The 20,497-nt window shown below is 67.8% G+C and carries 18 protein-coding genes and 1 tRNA gene; 11 read left to right on the plus strand and 8 right to left on the minus strand.

The annotated features are described in order from the left end of the window. Positions 1 to 122 precede the first annotated feature (122 nt). Positions 123 to 2,162 carry an L-dopachrome tautomerase-related protein gene (locus HMP09_RS08610; protein ID WP_176500018.1) on the plus strand — a complete coding sequence of 680 codons (2,040 nt, stop codon included), beginning with the start codon at positions 123 to 125 and terminating at the stop codon, positions 2,160 to 2,162. Between the two features lie 564 nt (positions 2,163 to 2,726). Here the strand turns inward: HMP09_RS08610 and HMP09_RS08615 are convergent. Then, positions 2,727 to 2,801 (minus strand) — tRNA-Val (locus HMP09_RS08615). Positions 2,802 to 2,845: 44 nt separating this feature from the next. Next, on the minus strand, positions 2,846 to 3,223 hold the full coding sequence (gene cpdR / locus HMP09_RS08620; RefSeq protein WP_056065257.1) for a cell cycle two-component system response regulator CpdR: 378 nt from the start codon (positions 3,221 to 3,223) through the stop codon (positions 2,846 to 2,848). Between the two features lie 110 nt (positions 3,224 to 3,333). On the opposite strand from cpdR, the gene HMP09_RS08625 reads away from it, so the two are divergent. Beyond that, on the plus strand, positions 3,334 to 4,179 hold the full coding sequence (locus HMP09_RS08625) for an N-formylglutamate amidohydrolase (RefSeq protein WP_176500019.1): 846 nt from the start codon (positions 3,334 to 3,336) through the stop codon (positions 4,177 to 4,179). Positions 4,180 to 4,189: 10 nt separating this feature from the next. Here HMP09_RS08625 and HMP09_RS08630 read toward each other — a convergent pair whose 3' ends face one another. The 3 genes from HMP09_RS08630 to HMP09_RS08640 all read right to left on the minus strand — a co-directional run bounded on the left by HMP09_RS08630 (position 4,190) and on the right by HMP09_RS08640 (position 9,152). After that, the gene (locus HMP09_RS08630; protein WP_332103274.1) at positions 4,190 to 7,372 is read right to left on the minus strand and encodes a helicase-related protein; all 3,183 of its coding nucleotides are present in this window, start codon (positions 7,370 to 7,372) and stop codon (positions 4,190 to 4,192) included. Between the two features lie 80 nt (positions 7,373 to 7,452). After that, positions 7,453 to 8,394 (minus strand): Gfo/Idh/MocA family protein, encoded by a 942-nt coding sequence (locus HMP09_RS08635; protein WP_176500020.1) that lies wholly within the window; start codon positions 8,392 to 8,394, stop codon positions 7,453 to 7,455. Positions 8,395 to 8,426: 32 nt separating this feature from the next. Continuing rightward, positions 8,427 to 9,152, minus strand: coding sequence for a FadR/GntR family transcriptional regulator (locus HMP09_RS08640; protein WP_232090823.1), 726 nt, complete (start codon positions 9,150 to 9,152; stop codon positions 8,427 to 8,429). Between the two features lie 157 nt (positions 9,153 to 9,309). Between HMP09_RS08640 and HMP09_RS08645 the strand changes: the two genes are divergently transcribed. The 9 genes from HMP09_RS08645 (at position 9,310) to HMP09_RS08685 (ending at position 17,435) form a co-directional block, all read left to right on the plus strand. Beyond that, the gene (locus HMP09_RS08645; protein ID WP_176500021.1) at positions 9,310 to 10,173 is read left to right on the plus strand and encodes a 2-dehydro-3-deoxygalactonokinase; all 864 of its coding nucleotides are present in this window, start codon (positions 9,310 to 9,312) and stop codon (positions 10,171 to 10,173) included. Then, entirely contained in the window at positions 10,170 to 10,826 is a 657-nt protein-coding gene (locus HMP09_RS08650; RefSeq protein WP_176500022.1) for a 2-dehydro-3-deoxy-6-phosphogalactonate aldolase, read from the plus strand. Before HMP09_RS08645 ends, HMP09_RS08650 begins: the two co-directional genes overlap by 4 nt. A gap of 57 nt (positions 10,827 to 10,883) precedes the next feature. Next, the gene (locus tag HMP09_RS08655; RefSeq protein WP_176500023.1) at positions 10,884 to 12,005 is read left to right on the plus strand and encodes an 8-amino-7-oxononanoate synthase; all 1,122 of its coding nucleotides are present in this window, start codon (positions 10,884 to 10,886) and stop codon (positions 12,003 to 12,005) included. Continuing rightward, positions 12,002 to 12,619: a dethiobiotin synthase gene (gene bioD / locus HMP09_RS08660; protein ID WP_176500024.1), complete on the plus strand. Its 618-nt coding sequence runs from the start codon at positions 12,002 to 12,004 to the stop codon at positions 12,617 to 12,619. Before HMP09_RS08655 ends, bioD begins: the two co-directional genes overlap by 4 nt. Next, positions 12,616 to 13,869 carry an adenosylmethionine--8-amino-7-oxononanoate transaminase gene (locus HMP09_RS08665; protein ID WP_176500025.1) on the plus strand — a complete coding sequence of 418 codons (1,254 nt, stop codon included), beginning with the start codon at positions 12,616 to 12,618 and terminating at the stop codon, positions 13,867 to 13,869. Before bioD ends, HMP09_RS08665 begins: the two co-directional genes overlap by 4 nt. A 98-nt stretch (positions 13,870 to 13,967) precedes the next feature. Beyond that, on the plus strand, positions 13,968 to 15,086 hold the full coding sequence (locus HMP09_RS08670; protein ID WP_176500026.1) for an extracellular catalytic domain type 1 short-chain-length polyhydroxyalkanoate depolymerase: 1,119 nt from the start codon (positions 13,968 to 13,970) through the stop codon (positions 15,084 to 15,086). 234 nt (positions 15,087 to 15,320) lie between these two features. Beyond that, positions 15,321 to 16,691: an MATE family efflux transporter gene (locus tag HMP09_RS08675; RefSeq protein ID WP_176500027.1), complete on the plus strand. Its 1,371-nt coding sequence runs from the start codon at positions 15,321 to 15,323 to the stop codon at positions 16,689 to 16,691. Between the two features lie 86 nt (positions 16,692 to 16,777). Continuing rightward, entirely contained in the window at positions 16,778 to 16,999 is a 222-nt protein-coding gene (locus tag HMP09_RS08680; RefSeq protein ID WP_176500028.1) for a hypothetical protein, read from the plus strand. A 37-nt stretch (positions 17,000 to 17,036) separates the two neighbouring features. Next, positions 17,037 to 17,435 (plus strand): MAPEG family protein, encoded by a 399-nt coding sequence (locus tag HMP09_RS08685; RefSeq protein ID WP_176500029.1) that lies wholly within the window; start codon positions 17,037 to 17,039, stop codon positions 17,433 to 17,435. A gap of 3 nt (positions 17,436 to 17,438) precedes the next feature. Here the strand turns inward: HMP09_RS08685 and mmsB are convergent, their stop codons facing one another. The 3 genes from mmsB to HMP09_RS08700 all read right to left on the minus strand — a co-directional run bounded on the left by mmsB (position 17,439) and on the right by HMP09_RS08700 (position 20,463). Then, positions 17,439 to 18,314, minus strand: a complete 876-nt coding sequence (mmsB, locus tag HMP09_RS08690) for a 3-hydroxyisobutyrate dehydrogenase (protein ID WP_176500030.1) — start codon at positions 18,312 to 18,314, stop codon at positions 17,439 to 17,441. A gap of 203 nt (positions 18,315 to 18,517) precedes the next feature. After that, complete coding sequence (locus HMP09_RS08695) at positions 18,518 to 19,294, minus strand: enoyl-CoA hydratase (RefSeq protein WP_176500031.1); 777 nt, start codon at positions 19,292 to 19,294, stop codon at positions 18,518 to 18,520. A 104-nt stretch (positions 19,295 to 19,398) separates the two neighbouring features. Then, entirely contained in the window at positions 19,399 to 20,463 is a 1,065-nt protein-coding gene (locus HMP09_RS08700; RefSeq protein ID WP_176500032.1) for an enoyl-CoA hydratase/isomerase family protein, read from the minus strand. Between the last annotated feature and the right edge of the window lie 34 nt (positions 20,464 to 20,497).

The following is a 20,497-nucleotide window of genomic DNA, read 5'->3' on the forward strand; positions in this document are numbered from 1 at the left end:
GAGACTGTTTCGATACCATGACCCTCCGCGGCGGCCCTGCCCCGCGTGCCGCCACCGCGAGCCCGACCCCCGATCCGACCCCGATCCGACCCCGATCCGACCCCGATCCGACAAGGACCATCATGCCGATCCAGACGACCGACGATCTCGAACTCGCCTATGCCGATACCCGACCGCGCGATGGCCGGCCGGTGCTGCTGATTCACGGCTGGCCGGACGACGCATCGACCTGGGACGATGTCGTTCCCGCGCTCAACGCGGCCGGGTTGCGGACCATCGTCCCGACCTTGCGCGGGTTTGGCGACACGCGGTTCGTGCGCGATGCGCCACGCTCCGGGAACAGCGCGATCCTGGCAATGGACATGATCGCGCTGATGGACGGGCTCGGGATCGAGACATTCATGATCGCCGGGCACGACTGGGGCTCGAACACCGCGGAAGCGCTCGCGGTCGGCTGGCCCGACCGCGTCGAGCGGATGGCGATGCTCGCGACCCCGCCGCGTCTCGGCGGCATGCCGACGCCGCCGTTCGAGCAGGCGCAGCGCCAATGGTATCACTGGTTCATGGCGACCGCGCGCGGGGCACAGGCGGTGCGCGACGACCACAAGGGTTTCGCGCACATCCACTGGCGCAACTGGTCGCCCTCCGGCTGGTTTGACGAGGCGACCTTCGCCCGTGTCGCACGGTCCTTCGAGAACCCCGACTGGGTCGACGTCACGCTGCACAGCTACCGGGCGCGCTGGAACGAAGCAGAACCCGATCCGCGCAGCCAGTGGCTCGAGGACAAGGTCAAGGCGACCAAGACGCTCGCGCTGCCGACGATGTATTTCCAGGGCGCGGTCGACGGCGTGAACCCGCCATCGGCGAGCACGGCGGTGCCGGCCAAGTTCACCGGCCCGTTCGCGGTCGTCACGCTCAACGGCGTCGGCCATTTCATCCAGCGCGAAGCCCCCGATGCGGTCGCGCGCCATCTCATCCAGCTTTTCACCGGCAATCCTGCCGACCTGTCCGACACCATTGACCGGAGCCTGACCATGTCCAAGACCAAGCCCTTCCTCGCCGGCGCTGCCGCGATCGCCGTCGTTGCCGCCGCGGCGATCGGGGTCGCCAGCGCGCAGACCGCAGGCCAGACCAGCGGCCGTCCGCTTACCCAGGTCGCGCAGTTCGATCACCAGGCGACCGGCGTCGCGGTCACCGCCGATGGCCGCCGCTTCGTCAACTTCCCGCGCTGGACCGACGACGCGCCGATCTCCGTCGCCGAAGTGATGAAGGACGGCTCGCTCAAGGCCTATCCGGACGCCAAGTGGAACAGCTGGCGCAACGCGAAGTCGAACGAAATGCCGGTCGGCGACTATTTCGTCTGCGTGCAGTCGATCGTCCCCGACGGCCACGGCAACCTCTGGGTGCTCGATCCCGGTGCGCCCGGCAACGAAAAGATCCTCGAAGGCGCACCCAAGCTGGTTAAGGTCGACCTCGCCACCAACCGCGTGACCAAGGTCATCAAGGTGCCGCTCGACGTCGCGTTGCAGGGCACCTACCTCAACGACATCCGCTTCTCGCCCGACGGCAAAACCGGCTACATCACCGATTCCGGGAGCCGCGGCGCGATCATCGTCCTCGACCTCGAAACCGGCAAGGGCCTGCGCGCGCTCGACGGCCATGGCTCGACGCAGATCGACAAGACCGTGAAGGTGATGACCGACGGCAAGCCGCTGGTTCGTCCCGATGGTCGCCAGCCCGCCTTTGCCGCGGACGGCGTCGCGATCTCCAACGACGGCAAGACGCTCTATTACCAGGCGCTTACCGGCAAGACGCTCTACTCGATCGACACCGCCCTGCTGCGCGAAGGCGTCAGCGAGGCGACGCGTGCGGCCGGCGTGAAGACGGTGGCGCAGACGCACGTCGCCGACGGCCTGTGGATGAGCAAGGCAGGCACGCTCTACCTGACGTCGCCGGTGACCAACGGCATCACCCGGCTGGTCGGCGATCATGTCGAGCCGGTGCTGACCGACGCCCGCCTGCGCTGGCCCGACACCTTCTCGGAAGGCGCGGACGGCCGCATCTACGTCACCGCCAGCCACATCCAGGACACCAACTGGTTCAAGCCCGGCGCACCCGCATCGCTGAAAACCGAGCTGTTCTCGTTCGCACCGGTAAAGTGAGGCGCGAGAAGCCGATCTGTGGGGTCATACAGGTCGCACTAGACCGAAACCGTCGAGAAGCGCGCGGACCATGCGGTCCGCGTTAGCTATGCAAAGAGTTCGGCGGGCGTGACCGGCGAACTGACGTAAGGTCAAGCAAATCGGTGCGTCGGTGCCCTTGCCGGTGGGCTTCAAGAGCGCCGTCTCCAGCTTCGCGCGGAACGTCAACAAGGGGCTGCACGCGGTCGGTACCGAAAGCCCCAAGCCGGACTTTTTCGGATACCCGTTCAGTCATCCGCTCGCCGAACCTAGAGCGCCGGCCGTGTAGACTATTGCGACAATGTGATGACGTTCCGCCCGGCGCACGGTCTTGTGGCGCATCGTCCGCTTGGGTCGGTGATGCGCGCCCGGTTGCAGGTCTATCACGGGCTGTCGAAGCTTCCGCATCAGGAGAACGGCATCAGAAGCGAAACACCGCCACGGTTCACCAGATACCCGCCTGAGACGAGGGTCCCTTCGGGGACCCCGTTTGCGCTCCAGGCAAATAAAAACCCCGCTAGTCCATGGGACTAGCGGGGTTTTCTATGGTGGGCGTGGCAAGGATTGAACTTGCGACCCCTGCGATGTCAACACAGTGCTCTACCACTGAGCTACACGCCCGCCGGAGGGCTCCACTAGCCGCGCTCTTCGCGGCGCGCAAGCCCTCAATGCATGCCCGTCACATTATCCATCTCGAACAGCCGATCGACCTCGGCGACCAGGTCGCGCAGGTGGAACGGCTTGGACAGGACGCGCGCCTGCGGCATCGCCCGCCCGGCCTTCAGCGTGACCGCCGCAAAGCCGGTGATGAACATCACGCGCAGGTCCGCGCACATCTCGCCGGCCTTCTGCGCAAGCTCGATGCCGTCCATCTCGGGCATGACGATATCGGTCAGCAACAGGTCGAACGTCTCGGTTTCAAGGAGTGGAATCGCCGCCGTCCCCCGATCGACCGCGGTCACGGCATAGCCCGAGCGTTCGAGCGCCCGGGTCAGATACTCGCGCATGACCTGATCATCCTCGGCCAGCAGAATTCGTAACATCGATCTAAAGTCCCGTTTTCACACGCACATTCTGCAGCCGCCCTACCCTGAAACTGGTTAACATATCCAGGTCGATTGCCCACGCCCGGTGCTGGCCCTAGCGTGGTGCGATGCAGTCTTCTTCCTTCGAGCGCCTGGGCGCAATGCCGCCCATAAGCCCGGTGGTAGTGTCCGTTCCGCACGCAGGCCGGGACTATCCGCTCGCGCTCAAGACGGCGTTGCGCGTGCCGCTTGCAGGCCTGCTTCCGCTCGAGGACCGTCTCGTCGATGCGGTGGCGCGCGCCGCGCGAACCGACCAGACGACGATCGTCCAGACGCGCGCGCGCGCGTGGATCGATCTCAACCGGCGCGAGGACGAGCGCGATCCCCTGCTCGACGAGGGCGCGCCGTCGATGCCGCTGGCCCAGCAATCCGCCAAGCTGCGCAGTGGGCTGGGTCTCGTCCCACGTCGCGCATCGGGTGCAGGCGACCTCTGGGCGCGCCGGTTCACCGATGCCGACGTCACCGCGCGGATCGCCAACGATCACCGGCCTTACCATTCGGCCCTGGCAGCGGCGTTGCAAGCGGCACACGACCGGTTCGGCGTGGCGGTGTTGCTCGACGTGCATTCGATGCCGCCGCTCGGTCCGGGTGGATCGCGAATCGTCATCGGCGATCGGTTCGGTCACTCCGCCGAGCCGCGGTTCGTCGCGCGGATCGAGGCCGAATGTGCAGCGCGCGGGTTCTCGACCGCGATCAACGTGCCCTATGCCGGCGGCCATATCCTCGAACGCCATGCGCGGCCCGCCGCCAACATCCACGCCATCCAGTTCGAACTGGACCGCACGCTGTATCTCGATCGCAAGCTCCATGCGCCCGGCGCCGGCTTCGCGCGCGTCGTCGACCTGCTCCGCTCGATCCTGGCGGCACTCAGCGACGAGGCCTTGCCTGGCCCACTGGCCGCGGCCGCCGAATGACCGGACGCGCCTAGCCGATCAGCGCGTCCAGCAGTTCCTCGATCCGCCCTGCCCGCGCGATCGGGTCGGCGATGCTCTCGGCCGCGATCCACCGCCCGTTCTTCTGGACCAGATCGTCGAGCGGTTTCGCCGCAGTCCGGTCGTGCGGTGTGAACGCGATCGCGGCGGGACCAGCGTCGATGCGCCGGATGCCCGCCTCGCGCGCCATCATGCGAATCCGTGCGACCTGCAACAGCCGAAACGCCGCATCGGGCGCCTTGCCGAACCGATCGTCGAGCTCCGCCTCGAACAAATCGAGCGCCGAGACGTCTTCCAGCCGCGCCAGCCGGCCGTAGAGCGACATCCGCACCTCGATCTCCGGGATCCAAGCCCCGGGAAGGCTGCCGCCCAGTTCGAGATGAAGTTCGGGGATCCAGTCGTCGATCGGCTTACCGCCCTCACGATCGATCCGCGCCAGCCGCAACGCACGACCGAACAGATGCTGGTACAGGTCGATCCCGATCAGCTTCATGTGACCGGCCTGCGCTTCGCCGACCAGATCGCCCGCGCCACGCAGGTCGAGGTCGCGCGCGCTGATCGCAAAACCGGCGCCCAACCGGTCGAACGCCTGGAGCTTCCGCAGCCGCTTGAGCGTTGCCTCCGCAATCGTCGCCTCGCCGTCGGTGAGCAGCATCACCTGCCCCCGCCGCCCGCTGCGACCCACGCGACCGCGAAGCTGGTGCAGTTGCGACAGCCCGAACCGGTCCGCGTGATGCACGATCATCGTGTTCGCGCGCGGCACGTCCAGCCCGGCCTCGATGATGTTCGTCGCGAGCAGCACGTCGCCATCGCCTGCCGCGAAAGCGACCATCGCCTCGTCGATCTCGCCCGCCGGCAGCTTGCCGTGCGCCTGCACCAAGCCGAGTTCGGGGACGAGCTTGGCGAGTTTGGCGGCAAGCGGTGCCATGTCGTCGATCCGCGGCACGACGACGAAGCTCTGTCCGCCCCGCGCACGCTCCCGACGCAGCGCCGCACGCACCGTCGCATCGTCGAACCGCGCCACCGACGTGCGGATCGGCTGGCGGCGGGCCGGCGGGGTGGCGATAACCGAAAGCCCCTGCAGCCCGATCATAGCGGACTGCAGCGTGCGCGGGATCGGGGTCGCGCTCAGGGTCAGGACGTGCCCTGCCCCCAGCGCCTGCATCTTCGCCTTGTCCGCCGCACCGAACCGCTGTTCTTCGTCGATCACGACGAGCGCGAGATCCTTGTACGCGACACCCTTGCCGGCAACCGCCCCTGTGCCGATCACGACGCCGATCGATCCGTCCGCAAGCCCTGCCCGAACCCGCGCCTTTTCCGCAGTATTCGACAGCCGCGACAGGCCGGCGACGGTCACGCCGGTACCCTCGAACCGTTTGAGGAACGTCTCGACATGCTGGCGGACCAGCACCGTCGTCGGTGCGGCGATCGCCACCTGTCGTCCGGCCAGCGCGACGGCAGCAGCGGCACGCAACGCGACCTCGGTCTTACCGTAGCCGACATCGCCGATGATCAGCCTGTCCATCGGCTTGCCGCTCGCAAGATCCGCCAGCGTCGTCGCGATCGCCTTTGCCTGATCCGGCGTCTCGGTGAACGCGAAGCCGGCCGCGAACGCCTCGTAGCGCGCGCGGTCGGGCTCGATCGGATCGGTCGTCCGCGCATCACGTTCCGCGGCTATCGCGGCCAGGTCCCGCGCGCTTTGGGCGATCGCGGCATCGACCGCGCCACGCCGCTTCTGCCACGACGCCCCGTCGAGCGAATCAAGCGTCACCGCGTCGATCTCCGCGCCATACCGCCAAATCCGATCGGCCTCGCGCACCGGAACCAGACGACGGCCTTCCTTGGCATATTCCAGGATGATCGCATCGCCGTCGGCACCGGGCAAATTTTCGAGCCCGCGGACGAGGCCGATCCCGAACTCCTCGTGCACGATCACATCGCCGCACCGCAACTCGCTGGTCAGCCCTGGCAACCTGCGGACGCTGCCACTGGCGACCTCGTCTCCGCGCGCGCGTCCGCCGAGCAGGTCCGCACCGGCGACGACGGCAATACCGCGCGCGACGAACCCGCGGTCGACCGGTGCGACCAGCAGCATCGCCGTGCCGGGCGCGGCGGAGCCGACGTCCGTCCAACGATCGACCTGCGTCAAGGCGCGCTTCGTCGTGCGCTCAAGCCTGGGCTGGAGAAACCGCAGGTCGCGCGGCGACCCCACGACCAGCAGGCGACCATCGGCAAGCGCATCCTTTGCGAACCGGGCGAACGCACGCGCCGGGTCGCGTCGTTCGACGAACCGCGGCGGCACGTCGTCACCGACCTCCAACGTGACGGTGTCTCGATCCGCAATCTCGGTAACCCAGGGCTTGTCGAGGACCAGATCGGCAGCCGCGCGGCGTCGGGGCAGGCCATCCGCGGCGATCGCGAGGAACCGGGCACGCCGCTTTTCCGCGTCCCGATCGAACGCGATGGCAGCGTCAGGGAGATGCGCCAGGATCGAAACGCCCTTCTCGACGACGGGTTCGGTCGCGCGGCCGATCTCGACAACGTCGATATCGCCCAAACCGAGCTGCGAAACCGGGTCGTAATCCCGCAGCCCGGTGATGTGGCCGTCGGCGAACTCGATCCGGACCGGGGTTTCGCGATCCGCCGGGAACACGTCGATCACGCCGCCGCGCACTGCGATCTCACCGGGTTCATCGATCCGATCGTCGGTCACATAGCCGACCTCCTCGGCGATCGCGGCGAACGCCTCGATATCGATCGGGTCGCCGACCTCCAGCCGGGGTGGCGCCACGTCGAACATCGGCGGCGGCGGATATCGTACCGCGGTTGCCTCGGCCGTCGTGACGACCAGGATCGGTGCCGCCCCGCTTTCGGATCCCGCGCGAAGCCGCCGCAACGCTTCCACGCGACGCCCGACATTGGCCGGCGATGCCGGCGCGTCGTCGCCCGGCAGTGCATCGCTCGACGGCACATGGACGACCAGCGCATCGGGCGCCAGCGCCGCCGCGATCGTCGCGATCTCGGTGGCGCGCTGATCGTCCGCAGCGACGTAGACAAGATTTCCGCCCGACAACCGCTCGATGATAGCTGCGGCCAACGGCGCCGCCGCACTGGTTGCCGCCACTACCGCTGGCGCGATATCCGTATTCTCGACCTGCTGACTGACCTGAAGCACTGTTACGCATCCTTTTCGAGGATGAACGTGACGCGTGCGGTACGCGTTCCTGCGATGCTATCTTCGATCAGCCAGTTCGCTCACCAGACGAACGCGGGGCCGATCACACGCCGTCCGACGAGGAACGCATCGGCGACCAGCCGCAGCGGCGTGACGTCCACATCGCTGGAGCGCGATCCGACCAGCGACGCGAACTTGGCATAGAGCCCGGAATATTCGGCATCCGTCGCTTCCGTGACCTTGCCATCGATGTCGAGGACCGCGCCGCCCATGCCCAGCTTCAGCGTACCGCCGTCGGTCTTGACGACGATGTCCCATTGCTGCGGACCTTCGTGGAGGAAGTCGAACGCCGCCGTCACGGGAATATCGCCGCAAGTCACGTCGATGTCCGCAGCCAGCGGCGACATGCGGCCGTCCGGCACCTGCAAATCGGCGCGGTGCACGACCCAGTCGCCGGGGAGGATCCGGGTCGCGATCGATAACGCATTGATACCAGGATCGAACACGCCGAACCCGCCGGCTTCCAGAATCCAGTCCTGGCCGGGATGCCAGCGCCGGATATCCTCGCGCCAGGCGATCGTCACGCTTTCGACCTCACGGTCGGCGAGCCATGCGCGCGCCGGCGCGACCCCGGCCGCCTCACGCGAATGCCAGGTTGCGAACAGCGAACGACCTGCCGCGATCGCATGCGCCTCGATCCGCGCCACCTCAGACAAGGTCGCGGCCGGCGGCTTCTCCATCATCACGTCCAGACCGGCATCGAGCGCCGCCATCGCGATCGCCGCGCGTCCGACCGGCGGCGTACAGAGCGACACCGCGTCGAGGTCATGCCCGGCGGCGAGCAATTCGGCGATGTCGTGATAATTGGCGACACCGTCGACCACCGCATTGCGGCTGACTGCCGCGACCAGTTCGAAGCGAGGATCGTTCGCGATCGCCGGCAGATGCTGGTCGCGTGCGATCTTGCCAACACCGATGATCGCCAGCCGGATACGCTTTGCAGGCACTGCCTCGGTCGCCATTAAAAACCCTCTCGATTATAGTATAACGGTGTTTATTCTTCGCCGATGAGCGTCAGGACGTCGCCGATGATCCGGGTCATTGCGATTCGTGCCGCTGCGGGATCGCGCGCAACGATCGCGTCCGCCACCGCGGCATGATCGGCGATATTCGCGGAACGCCCCTTGATGCGGTTGGTGAAGCGGATCGACGTCCGCAGCGCGGTCGACACGACCGACTGGAACTGCGCGTAGAACGGGTTTTTCGAGGCCCGCAGGATCGCCATGTGGAACGCGATATCGGCTTCGAGCGGATCGGTCGTCCCGGCCTCACCCGCCTCCATCTGTGCGAGTCCCGTACGGATCGCCACCTCGTCCGCGGCATCCCCGAAACGTGCCGCGAGCGCAGCCGCCTCGGGCTCGATGGCGATCCGCAGCTGATTGAAATGTCGCAGCAGTTCGACCGAGAACTTGCGCTCCAGCGTCCACCGCAGGACGTCGGTATCGAACAGGTTCCAGGCGCTCGCCGGTTGCACCACGGTGCCTTGCCTGGGCCGAGCACTGACCAGGCCCTTGGCAGTCAGCATCTTGACCGCCTCGCGCGTCACCGATCGGCTGACCCCATGAGTCTTCGCGATCTCCGCTTCGGTCGGGAACGGTCGATGTTCGTAGCGTCCGGTGACGATCGCCCGCCCGAGCGTGTCGAGCATCCCATGCGTGAGATTGCGGCCCGCAATCGCGGTGGTCGGGAGAACGTCGCCGTCTGTCATATCGATCGCCATCAGCCGGGGTTTGGCGCAACGTGGTGCTGGTGTCACGCATCTTGCTACGCAGCGCAACGATATCCGGTAGTAGCCGCCGGTTGTTTATCGTACAATTGGTAATCGGTCAGCGTGCCTGCACGGACCATGATGCGTGCGATGACGTCGAGGTAGAATAATGGTGGCATTCATTGCAGTCGATTGGGGCACGACCAACCGGCGTGCGTTCCTCATCAAGGACGGCAGAGTCGTCGCAACGGAGCGGGACGATCGCGGCGCAGCGACCGTCCCGGCCGGCGCATACGAGGCGGAAGTCGCCGGCATCCGGGCGCGGCTGGGCGACGTGCCGGTGCTGCTTGCCGGCATGGTCGGATCGAACATCGGCTGGCGCAGCGTACCGTATGTCGCGGCACCCGCAGGCCTTGCGGATGTTGCCGCCGCGCTCGAGCGGATCGACGACCGGACCGCGATCGTGCCCGGGCTGTCGTACCGCGACGGGCTGCACGCCGATGTGATGCGCGGCGAGGAGGTCCAGCTGCTTGGCGCGGTCGCGGCCGACCTCGTTCCGCCTGACGCCCTCCTCTGCCAGCCCGGCACGCACTGCAAATGGGCGACCGTCGAAGGCGGCAGGATCACAAAGTTCACCACCGCGATGACCGGCGAACTCTTCGCCCTTCTCCGCGCGCACGGCGTCCTGTCACGCCAACTCGGCCACCCGGTCGAGCCTGGGTCAGCATTCCTCGACGGCGTCGCGGAGGGGGCGAAACGCGATCTCGCCGCCAGCCTGTTCGCGATCCGGGCGCGCGGTGTGCTCGGGCTGGCCGACGACCGCCACGCCGCTTCGTTCGCCAGCGGGCTGCTGATCGGCGCAGATACCGCCGCGCGGATCGGGCACGGCGCAACGGTTCATATCCTCGCCGACGCCGCGCTCGGGGCACTCTATGCCAGCGCGATCGATGCGCTGAGCGGCACGGCGCACCATATCGACAGTCAGGTCGCGTTCGTGGCCGGCATCACTCGCATCCAGGATCTTGCAGCATGATTCCCCCCACGACTCCCCCCACTAAGCACCGCCAGGCCTTCGACGACGCCTTTGCCAGATGCCCGCTGATCGCGATCCTGCGCGGCGTGAAGCCCGATGAGGTCGAGACGATCGGCGACGCGCTGGTCGCGGCGGGCTTCACGATCCTCGAAGTGCCGATGAACTCGCCCGATCCGCTCGACAGCATCGCGCGACTGGCGCGCCGGTTCGAAGGCCGTGCGGTCGTCGGCGCGGGCACGGTGCTGCGCGTCGAGGACGTCGCGGCGGTCGGCGCGGCGGGCGGCACGCTGATCATCGCCCCGAACGCGAACGTGCGCGTGATCGCGGCCGCGGCCGATAAGGGCTATGTCGCGCTACCCGGCATCGCGACCCCGACCGAGGCGTTCGCGGCGCTCGACGCAGGCGCGGCCGCGCTGAAGCTGTTCCCCGCCGAAGCCGCCAGCCCCGCGGTGTTGAAGGCCATGCGGGCGATCCTCCCCAAGGACGCGCGCGTGCTGCCGGTCGGCGGGATCGTGCCCGAAGTGATGGCGGACTGGCGCAAGGCCGGTGCGGCGGGCTTCGGGCTGGGCTCGGCCCTGTTCGCACCCGGCATGAGCGCGGCGGATGTCGGCGCGCGGGCGACCAAATTCATCGAGACGTGGCAGGCCGGGTAAGCGCGAAGGCTGCAGGCAGGGATCGTCTTCGCGATGCGATGGCGGTAGGGCGGCGCGATGATGTTTGCCGGACAGGAACGAGACCTCGCCAGACTGACGGCTGCCGACCGGTACCGATCGCTCCGCCCGCGTGCCGGCGTCGACTTCGCCTCGAACGACTATCTCCGGCTCGCCGGATCGGACCGGCTGCGCGCGGCGATGGCTGATGCGTTGGCGCGCGGCGTGGCGGTGGGGTCGGGCGGATCGCGGCTGCTGCGGGGGAATGCCCCCGAGCATGAGGCGGTGGAGGCGGACGCCGCGCGGTTCTTCGGGACCGAGGCCGCGCTGTTCTTCGCAAGCGGCTATGTCGCCAACACGATCCTGTTCGCGACACTGCCACAGCGCGGCGACCTGATCGTCCACGACGCGCTGATCCATGCCAGCGCACATGAAGGCATGCGCCTCACGCGCGCGACCTTTGTCGCGGCGGCGCATAACGAGGCGAGCGCGTTCGAGGATGCGATCGTCGCGTGGCGTGCATCGGGCGGTACGGGTCGCGTGTGGATCGCGGTCGAAAGCCTCTACAGCATGGATGGCGACCAAGCCCCGCTCGCAGCGCTCGCAGAGATCGCGGACCGCCACGACGCCGTCCTCCTGATCGACGAAGCGCATGCAACCGGCGTCTTCGGCACCGACGGTCGCGGGCTGGCCGAAGCACTCGACGGGCTCGAGAACGTCATCACCCTGCGCACCTGCGGCAAGGCGCTGGGCTGCGAGGGCGCGTTGCTCTGCGGACCGGCGGTCATGCGCGCGTTCATCGTCAATCGCGGCCGCGGGTTCATCTTCTCGACCGCACCCTCGCCACTGATGGCGCTGGCGGTCGGCGAGGCGCTGCGCATCGTCGCGGACGAACCGGCGCGGCGGGAGCGGCTCTGGGCGTTGATCGCCACGGCGGGCCGCATACTCGAACCGTACGGCGTCGCGGCGACGGGATCTCAGATCCTGCCGCTGGTGCTCGGTGACGCCGCGCGGACGATGCACGTCGCGGGCGCGATCCAGGCGGCAGGGTTCGACGTGCGCGGGATACGCCCGCCGACCGTGCCCGAGGGCGGATCGCGCCTCCGGATATCGCTGACGCTCAACGCGACGGTCGCGGATATCGAGGCTCTGGGCGTGGTCATGGGAGAGGCACTGCAATGACGATCGTCGTCACCGGGACGGACACCGATATCGGCAAGACCGTGTTCGCCGCCGGGCTCACCGCGGCACTGGGCGCGCGCTACTGGAAGCCGGTGCAGGCCGGACTTGCCGACGGCAGCGACGCGGCCTCGGTCGTCACGCTGGGCGTGCCGGCGGATCATGTCCTCCCCGAAGCCTACCGGCTGACGACCCCGTGCTCGCCGCATCTCGCCGCCGAAATCGACGGCGTGACGATCGATCCCGAGCGGATCGGACTGCCGGATATCGACGGTCCGCTGGTCGTCGAAGGCGCCGGCGGCGTGATGGTCCCGGTCACGCGCGACCTGATCTTCGCGGACCTGTTCGCGCGGTGGGGCAAGCCCGTCGTCCTCGTTGCGCGAACCGGGCTCGGCACGATCAACCACAGCCTGCTCTCGATCGAGGCGCTGCGCAGCCGCGGCGTCCCGATCCTCGGCATCGCGTTCGTCGGCGACGCGGTCGAGGACAGCGAGGCGACGATCGCCACGCTCGGCAGGGTCCGCCGGCTCGGCCGCCTGCCCCGCCTCGATCCGCTGAACGCCACGACGCTGGCCGAGGCGTTCGCGGCGAATTTCGACCTGGAGGCGTTCCGGTGACCGACTCCCCCGTCTGGCACCCCTTCACGCAGCACGGCCTACGCGAGCCGATCCCGCTCGTCACGCATGCCGAGGGCGCCGCGCTCTACACCGCGGATGGCCGCCGGATCGTCGATGCGATCTCGTCCTGGTGGGTCACCACGCATGGCCATGCCAACCCGAAGATCATGGCCGCGATCGCGGAGCAGGCGGCCAAACTCGACCAGATCATCTTCGCCGGCTGGACGCATCAGCCCGCCGAAGACCTCGCACGCGGCCTGACCGCGATCATGCCACCCGAACTGACGCGCGTGTTTTTCTCCGACTCAGGCTCGACCAGCGTCGAGTGCGCGCTGAAAATGGCGCTCGGCTATTGGCTCGATCGCGGCGAGGACCGCCACCGCATCCTCGTCCTCGAACACGGCTATCATGGCGACACGATCGGCGCGATGTCGGTCGGCGCGCGCGGCGTGTACAACCGTGCCTACGCGCCGCTGCTGTTCGACGTCGGGACGATCCCCTTCCCCGCCGCCGGGCTGGAGCAGGCGACGCTCGACGCCCTCGAGACGGCCTGCGCCGCGCACCCGGCGGCGTTCATCGTCGAACCGCTGCTGCTTGGCGCGGGCGGGATGCACGTCTATCCCGCGCATATCCTTGCCGAGATGCGACGCATCTGTGCGCGTCACGACGTGCTGTTCATCGCCGACGAGGTGATGACCGGCTGGGGTCGCACGGGCACGTTGCTTGCCTGCGAACAGGCGGGCGTGGTGCCCGACATCCTCTGCCTGTCGAAGGGCCTGACCGGCGGCGCGATCCCGCTCGCCGTGACGATGGCGACCGAGGCGATTTACCAGGCGCATTACGGCACCGATCGTGCGCGGATGTTCTTCCACTCGTCGAGCTACACCGCCAACCCGATCGCCTGCGCCGCCGCCAACGCGAACCTCGCAATCTGGCGCGACGAGCCGGTACGCGACCGGATCGCCGACCTTGCCGTCCGTCAGGCGACGCGGCTGGAGGTGCTCGCGCAGCATCCCCGTATCGCCAACGCGCGCCAGATCGGCACGATAACCGCGGTCGAACTGCGCGGCGAGGACGGTTACCTGTCGCAGATCGGCCCGCGCCTGCTCGCGTTCTTCGGCGAGCGCGACCTGCTGCTCCGTCCGCTCGGCAACACCGTCTACGTCATGCCGCCCTATTGCATCGACGATGCCGATCTCGACCGGATCTACGCCGCGATCGCCGAAGCATGCGACGTGATTCGACACTGATCCTGACGTTCTTGCTGCACTGCAGCAACAAATGATGTACGTGCGACGTTAGAATAAGATCGCGGCCGAGTACGCTGGCGACGAAAGGCTCGATTCACGTGAGAAACATCGCCGATACCATCGCCCGCATGGCGCGTGCCGGGGCGCCGACGCCGCGTGACACGGCGCCGAGCCGCCTGACGCCGCTGACCGCGTTCGGGACGAATCCGGGTGCGCTGCTCGGCCACGTTTATATACCTGCCGACCTCCCTTCGGGCGCGCCCTTGGTCGTCGTCCTGCACGGCTGCACGCAGACCGCGGCGGGCTATGATCACGGATCGGGCTGGTCGAGGCTTGCGGATCGCGCCGGCTTTGCGCTGCTCTTCCCCGAGCAGACGCGCGCGAACAATCCCAATCTCTGCTTCAACTGGTTCGCGTCGGAGGACACCGCGCAGGCCGGTGGCGAGGCGGAGTCGATCGCGCAGATGACCGAGACGATGATCGCACGCCACGCGCTCGACCGCAGCCGCGTCTACGTCACCGGGCTGTCGGCAGGCGGTGCGATGACGATGGCGATGCTGGCCACGCGGCCCGATCTGTTCGCGGGCGGCGCGGTGATCGGTGGGCTCGCCTACGGGACCGCGACCGGCGTGTCGCAGGCGCTGGACCGCATGCGCGGGCACGGCGACACCAGCGATACCGCACTGGTCGATGCGGTGCACAGCGGCGCGCGCGGGCATGACGGGCGCTGGCCGACGCTGGCGATCTGGCACGGCGGCGCGGATGCAACCGTCAGCGTGGCGAACGCGGACACGATCGCGCGGCAGTGGCGCGGCGTTCACGGTGTCGACGCGAAGGCGGTGCGCACCGAGCGGGTAGGCACCGCGGTCCACCGGATCTGGTCGGACGCGCAGGGGCGCGATGTCGTCGAGGACTGGACCGTGCCGGGCATGGGCCACGGGACGCCGATCGACCCGATGCGCGGCGAGCGGCTGGGGGCCGCGGGGCCATTCATGCTCGATGTCGGGATTTCGAGCACGGCCGTGATCGCCAGATCCTGGGGCCTGATTGCAGCGACCGACACCGCCTTCGCAGCCAAGCCCGCGCCGGCAGACCGCATTGCGAAGATCGCGATCCCCACGACGCCAAAACCCGCGCCAAAGCCGCGCGCGGAGGCACCAGCGGGGATCCAGGCAACGATCGAGCACGCGCTCCGCGCCGCCGGGTTGATGCGGTAGGTAAGAATACCGGCCGGCGTTCAGACGATCACGCGCACCTAACCCCATCCGTCATCCTGACGAACGTCAGGACCGAGAGCCACACAGGACGCCGCCCGTAACCCTGGGTCTCGACGTTAGTCAGGATGACGGGGTGTGTTGGCAAGATCGTCGCACTATGCGCACGCCGGATCGCGCCACGCCGAAGCATTGGTAGGTGATCGACTTGCCACGGAACCGGGCTAAAGCCAGCGCATGACCACCCCGCCTCGCCCCTGGCGCACCGAATTCGCCGCCACGCTGAAGCTCGCCTGGCCGCTGGTCGCGACGAACCTCGCGCAGGCGCTGGTCGGCGCTACCGACGTGGCGATGCTCGGGCGGCTCGGGTCGGACACGCTGGCTGCGGCGACGCTGGGGCTCAACCTCTACCTCGTCTTCCTGCTCTTCGGGATGGGCCTGACCACCGCTGCGGTGCCGATGATCGCGCGCGAGCGCGGCGCGCGGCCGCATGCGGTGCGCGATATCCGGCGGACCGCGCGCCAGACCATATGGGTCGCCGCCACGCTCTGCATCCCGTCCTGGATCATCCTGTGGAATGCCGAAGCGATTCTCGTCCACCTGCTCGACCAGGATCCGCGCCTCGCGCACGAGGCAGCGCGGTTCGTGCGTGCGGTCATGTGGGGGATGTTGCCGAGCCTCGCCTTCCTGGTGTTGCGCGCGTTCGTTGCCGCGCTCGAGAAACCGGCCTGGTCGCTGGTGGTGATGGTCGGGTTGCTGGTCGTCAACGCCGGGCTGAACTGGCTGCTGATCTTCGGCCATGCCGGCCTGCCTGCGCTCGGCCTGCTCGGCTCGGGCATGGCGAGCAGCATCGCGAACGGGCTGAGCTTCGTCGCGATGGCTGCCGTCATCGTCTACGCCCGGCCGTTCCGCCGCTATCGCCTGCTCGGTCGGTTCTGGCGCCCGGATTGGCCGCGCTACCGCGCGGTGTGGAAACTCGGGCTGCCGATCGCGATCACGCTCGGGTTCGAATCGACCGTGTTCATCGCCGCCGTCTTCCTCATGGGCCTGCTGGGCACCGTGCCGCTCGCCGCGCACGCGATCGCGATCCAGATCGCCAGCGTCACCTTCATGGTCCCGCTCGGCATCGCGCAGGCGGCGACGATCCGCGTCGGTCTCGCCTCGGGCCGGGGCGACCGCGCCGGGATCGGACGCGCCGGCTGGACCGCGTTCGCGATCGGCGAGGGCTTCATGGTGCTCACCGCGACGCTGCTCGTGCTCGCCCCGCAGCTCCTGATCGGCATCATCCTCGACGTCGATGCGCCTGCCAACGCGCCGGTCGTCACGCTGGCGATTTCGCTGCTCGCGGTGGCCGCGGTGTTCCAGGTCGTCGACGGCGCGCAGGTGATCGGCGCGGGGATGCTGCGCGGGCTTGGCGACACGACGGTGCCGATGGTCTTCGCGGCGATCGGCTATTGGGGGATCGGCATCGGTGTCGGCGCCTGGCTCGCCTTCGGTCGCGGTTGGGGTGGCGTCGGCATCTGGACCGGGCTTGCGACCGGTCTGGCCGTAGTTTCGGTGCTGATGATGGCGCGCTGGCACGCGCGCGAGCGGCTCGGCCTCGGCTGAGGCTCGGCTCGACGCGTTCTGCAATCATGACGGTACCGTTAACTCTATATGCGCGTTAACATAAATTGCATAACAGGAGCCTTATTATGTCCGACCAAGACCGTATCGTCGCGATCGGGCTCCTCACGCAGCGGGATGTCTTCGCGCTCGGACACGATCTGTCGCGCGTCTATCCGATCGAAGACGCGCCCTGCTTCGGTGCCTTGCTGAGTGCGATCGACGATGCCGACCGCGCGTTCCACCGCGCACATGAAGCTCGCCAACCGCTTGCCAATCCGCCGATCACGGTCGCAACATCGGCGCGCTAGCCGCGTTCGACACCCGCGGACCTAGCGGAGATCGATCATGACGCATTTGCCTACCGAATTGCTGCTGCTCGGCTGGTCGACGGTCCTACTGTTTGCGTATGTCATGGTCCAGGGGCAGACCGCGACGCGCGACCGCGGACTCGACTGGAACGCCGGCCCACGCGACGGCGCGCAGAAGCCGCTGGGCGAAACGGCCGGCCGCGCCGAGCGCGCGCTCAAGAACTTCCAGGAAACCTATCCGGTGTTCGTCGCGCTAGCGCTCGGACTCGCGGTGACCGATCGCACCGGCGGACTCGGTGCGATTGGCGCTTGGCTGTGGTTCGGCGCGCGGATCGCGTACATCCCGTTGTACCTGTTCGGCATCCGCTACGTGCGCAGCCTGTGCTGGCTGGCGTCGATCCTCGGGCTGCTGCTGATGCTGATCCGTTTCCTCTGAGGCTTAGCCGCGGAGGCTATGAATGATCGCCGAGAAGTCGAGCCCACCCTGCCCGGCCGCCGCGAACGCCTCGTAGCGCTCCGCGGCCTTCGCGCCCATCGGCGTATCCGCCCCGACGTCCTGTGCCGCAGCCATTGCGAGGCGCAAATCCTTCAGCATCAGCGCGGCTGCGAACCCGCCCTGATAGTCGTGATCGGCGGGCGTATCGGGACCGATCCCGGGGAGTGGCGCATAGCTCGTCATCGACCAGCTCTGCCCCGAGGACACGCTCGCGATGTCGTAGAACGCCTGTGCGTCGAGCCCGAGCTTCTCCGCCAGAACGAACGCCTCACAGGTGGCGATCATCGTCGCGCCGAGGATCATGTTGTTGCAGATCTTGGCCGCCTGCCCCGCCCCGTTCGCGCCGGCGTGGATCACCGCCTTGCCCATGTCGGCGAGGATCGGCTGCGCGCGATCGAACGCCTCGCGCGAACCGCCGACCATGAAGGTGAGCGTGCCCGCATTGGCCGCGCCAATCCCGCCCGAGACGGGCGCGTCGACCGCGGCGAGACCCTTGGCCTGCGCCGCCTCGGCAACCTGCTTGGCGGTCGCGACGTCGATCGTCGAGCAATCGATCAGGATCGCGGACGGCGACGCGACGCCGAACAGCGTGTCGTACACCTCGGCGACGTGCTTGCCTGCCGGCAGCATCGTCACGATCGCCTCGGCGCCGTCTGCTGCTTCGGCCGCGGAGGCGACGGGCAAGCAGCCCGCCGCCTTCGCCTTGGCCAGCGCGTCGGCGCTCAGGTCGAACGCGCGGACGTCATGGCCCTTCTTCGCGAGGTTGGCGGCCATGCCCCCGCCCATGTTGCCGAGCCCGATGAATCCGATGCGTGCCATGTTCTCTCTCCTAAATCTGCCGCGGCGACTGTGTCGCTCGCGATCCAACCCCGTCATTCGCGACTACGTCCCGCACGCTCCAACCCCGTCATCCTGACGAAAGTCAGGATCCAGAGCCAAGACCGACACCGCCCGTAACCCTGGATCCTGACTTTCGTCAGGATGACGGACAGCGGCGATGACGGGCCGCGGCAATGCGCGGGTTACTTCCCTGTCCAGTTCCCCGCGCGCTTCTCGACGAACGCAGCCATGCCTTCGCTCTGGTCCGCAGTGCCGAACAGCCCGTGGAACAGCCGCCGCTCGAACTGGACGCCGTGCGACAGGCTCGTCTCGAACGCCGCGTTGACCATTTCCTTGTTCGCCAGAACCGCGAGCGGCGCCATCGCGGCGATGGTGGCGGCGGTCTTCACCGCTTCCTCGACCAGCTCGTCGGCGGGGATGATCCGCGAGACCAGCCCTGCGCGCTCGGCCTCGACCGCATCCATCATCCGGCCGGTGAGCACCATCTCCATCGCCTTGGCCTTGCCGACCGCATGCGTGAGGCGCTGCGACCCGCCCATGCCGGGGGAGACGGCGAGCTTGATCTCGGGCTGGCCGAACTTGGCGGTGTCGGCGGCGAGGATGAAGTCGCACATCATCGCGACCTCGCAGCCGCCGCCCAGCGCATAGCCCGCGACCGCGGCGATGATCGGCTTGCGCGTCCGCGTCACCTGTTCCCAGCCGGCGAAGAAGTTGCTCGCATACATGTCGGCAAAGCCCTGGCTCTGCATCTCCTTGATGTCCGCGCCCGCCGCGAACGCCTTGGCCGAGCCGGTCAGCACCGCGCAGCCCTGCGACGGATCCGCATCGAACGCGGCAAACGCGGCGATGAGGTCGGCGAGCACCTGCGAATTGAGCGCGTTGAGCGCCTGCGGCCGGTTCAGCGTGACGAGCGTGACGCCACCGCGCTGCTCGACGAGGATCGTTTCGTAATCGGCCATGTCAGTCTCCAATAAGCATCGTCATCCTGGACTTGATCCAGGATCCAGAGCCACAAACGATGCCGTTTGTAACCCTGGTTCCTGACTTTCGTCAGGATGACGGATTAGCCCGGCGTCCACGCCTCGGCTTCAGGCAGTGGCGCGAAGATCTGGTCGATCACGTGATCGGTCACGTCCTCGGGCGTCGCCGGATCCCAGCGCGGCGCATTGTCCTTGTCGACGATCACCGCGCGCACGCCCTCGATGAAGTCATGCCGCTGCACGACGTGCGCGCCGACGGCATATTCCTGGCGCATCTCGTCCGCGAAACTCGCCATCGCCGCACCCTCGTGAAGCAGCCGGAGCGACACCTTCATCGTCTGCGGCGACTTGGTCTTGAGCGTCGCGAGCGCCTTTGCAGTCCACTCACCACCATCGGCCTCGAGCGCGGCGTAGATGTCCTCGAGCACGTCCGACGCGAACAGCCGGTCGATATCGTCCTTGCGTGCGAGGATCTGCGCTTCGGGCGGCGCGATCGACAGCGCGTCCAGCACACCGGCGATATCCTGCGGCGTTTCCGCGATCCGCGCCTTAGCGGTGTCGAGCGTGTCGCTCGGCAGATAATGCGTCGCCAACCCCAGCGCGGCACACTCCGCACCATCGAGCCGATGCCCGGTCAGCGCCAGATACTGCCCGATTCGCCCCGGCAACCGCGACAGATACCAGCCGCCGCCCACATCGGGAAACAACCCGATCCCCGTCTCCGGCATCGCGAACTTCGTGTTCTCGGTCGCCACCCGGTACGTGCATGGCAGCGCGAGCCCGACGCCGCCGCCCATCGTGATCCCGTCCATGACCGCAACGATCGACTTGGCATAAGTGAACAGCCGGTGGTTCATCCGGTACTCGGCATGAAAAAACGCCCGAGCCTCGACACCATCAGTCGCGCCCGACGCGGCTAGCATCCGGATATCGCCCCCCGCGCAGAACCCGCGCGCGCCCTTGGGATCGCCATCCAGCGAGGGTGCATGATCCACGACGATCGCCTCGACCGACGCATCCCCGCGCCACGCCTCCAACGCCTCCAGCACCCCCTCGCACATTGCCAGATTGAGCGCATGCAACGCCTTGGGCCGGTTCAGACGAATCCGGCCGACAGACCCTTCGACGGTCGTAATCAGGTCATTCATAAAGCACCTCCCCGGCGTAGGCCGGGGTCCAGTT

The sequence above is a fragment of the Sphingomonas sp. HMP9 genome, assembly GCF_013374115.1.
In the GTDB taxonomy this organism is placed as follows: Bacteria; Pseudomonadota; Alphaproteobacteria; order Sphingomonadales; family Sphingomonadaceae; genus Sphingomonas.

What these genes read in the sequence shown, in the direction of transcription:
- HMP09_RS08610 (WP_176500018.1), top strand. Translation starts at nt 123, where the DNA reads ATGCCGATCCAGACGACCGACGATCTCGAACTCGCCTATGCCGATACC.
- cpdR (WP_056065257.1), bottom strand. Translation starts at nt 3,223, where the DNA reads ATGTTACGAATTCTGCTGGCCGAGGATGATCAGGTCATGCGCGAGTAT.
- HMP09_RS08625 (WP_176500019.1), top strand. Translation starts at nt 3,334, where the DNA reads ATGCAGTCTTCTTCCTTCGAGCGCCTGGGCGCAATGCCGCCCATAAGC.
- HMP09_RS08635 (WP_176500020.1), bottom strand. Translation starts at nt 8,394, where the DNA reads ATGGCGACCGAGGCAGTGCCTGCAAAGCGTATCCGGCTGGCGATCATC.
- HMP09_RS08640 (WP_232090823.1), bottom strand. Translation starts at nt 9,152, where the DNA reads ATGGCGATCGATATGACAGACGGCGACGTTCTCCCGACCACCGCGATT.
- HMP09_RS08645 (WP_176500021.1), top strand. Translation starts at nt 9,310, where the DNA reads ATGGTGGCATTCATTGCAGTCGATTGGGGCACGACCAACCGGCGTGCG.
- HMP09_RS08650 (WP_176500022.1), top strand. Translation starts at nt 10,170, where the DNA reads ATGATTCCCCCCACGACTCCCCCCACTAAGCACCGCCAGGCCTTCGAC.
- HMP09_RS08655 (WP_176500023.1), top strand. Translation starts at nt 10,884, where the DNA reads ATGATGTTTGCCGGACAGGAACGAGACCTCGCCAGACTGACGGCTGCC.
- bioD (WP_176500024.1), top strand. Translation starts at nt 12,002, where the DNA reads ATGACGATCGTCGTCACCGGGACGGACACCGATATCGGCAAGACCGTG.
- HMP09_RS08675 (WP_176500027.1), top strand. Translation starts at nt 15,321, where the DNA reads ATGACCACCCCGCCTCGCCCCTGGCGCACCGAATTCGCCGCCACGCTG.
- HMP09_RS08680 (WP_176500028.1), top strand. Translation starts at nt 16,778, where the DNA reads ATGTCCGACCAAGACCGTATCGTCGCGATCGGGCTCCTCACGCAGCGG.
- HMP09_RS08685 (WP_176500029.1), top strand. Translation starts at nt 17,037, where the DNA reads ATGACGCATTTGCCTACCGAATTGCTGCTGCTCGGCTGGTCGACGGTC.
- mmsB (WP_176500030.1), bottom strand. Translation starts at nt 18,314, where the DNA reads ATGGCACGCATCGGATTCATCGGGCTCGGCAACATGGGCGGGGGCATG.
- HMP09_RS08695 (WP_176500031.1), bottom strand. Translation starts at nt 19,294, where the DNA reads ATGGCCGATTACGAAACGATCCTCGTCGAGCAGCGCGGTGGCGTCACG.
- HMP09_RS08700 (WP_176500032.1), bottom strand. Translation starts at nt 20,463, where the DNA reads ATGAATGACCTGATTACGACCGTCGAAGGGTCTGTCGGCCGGATTCGT.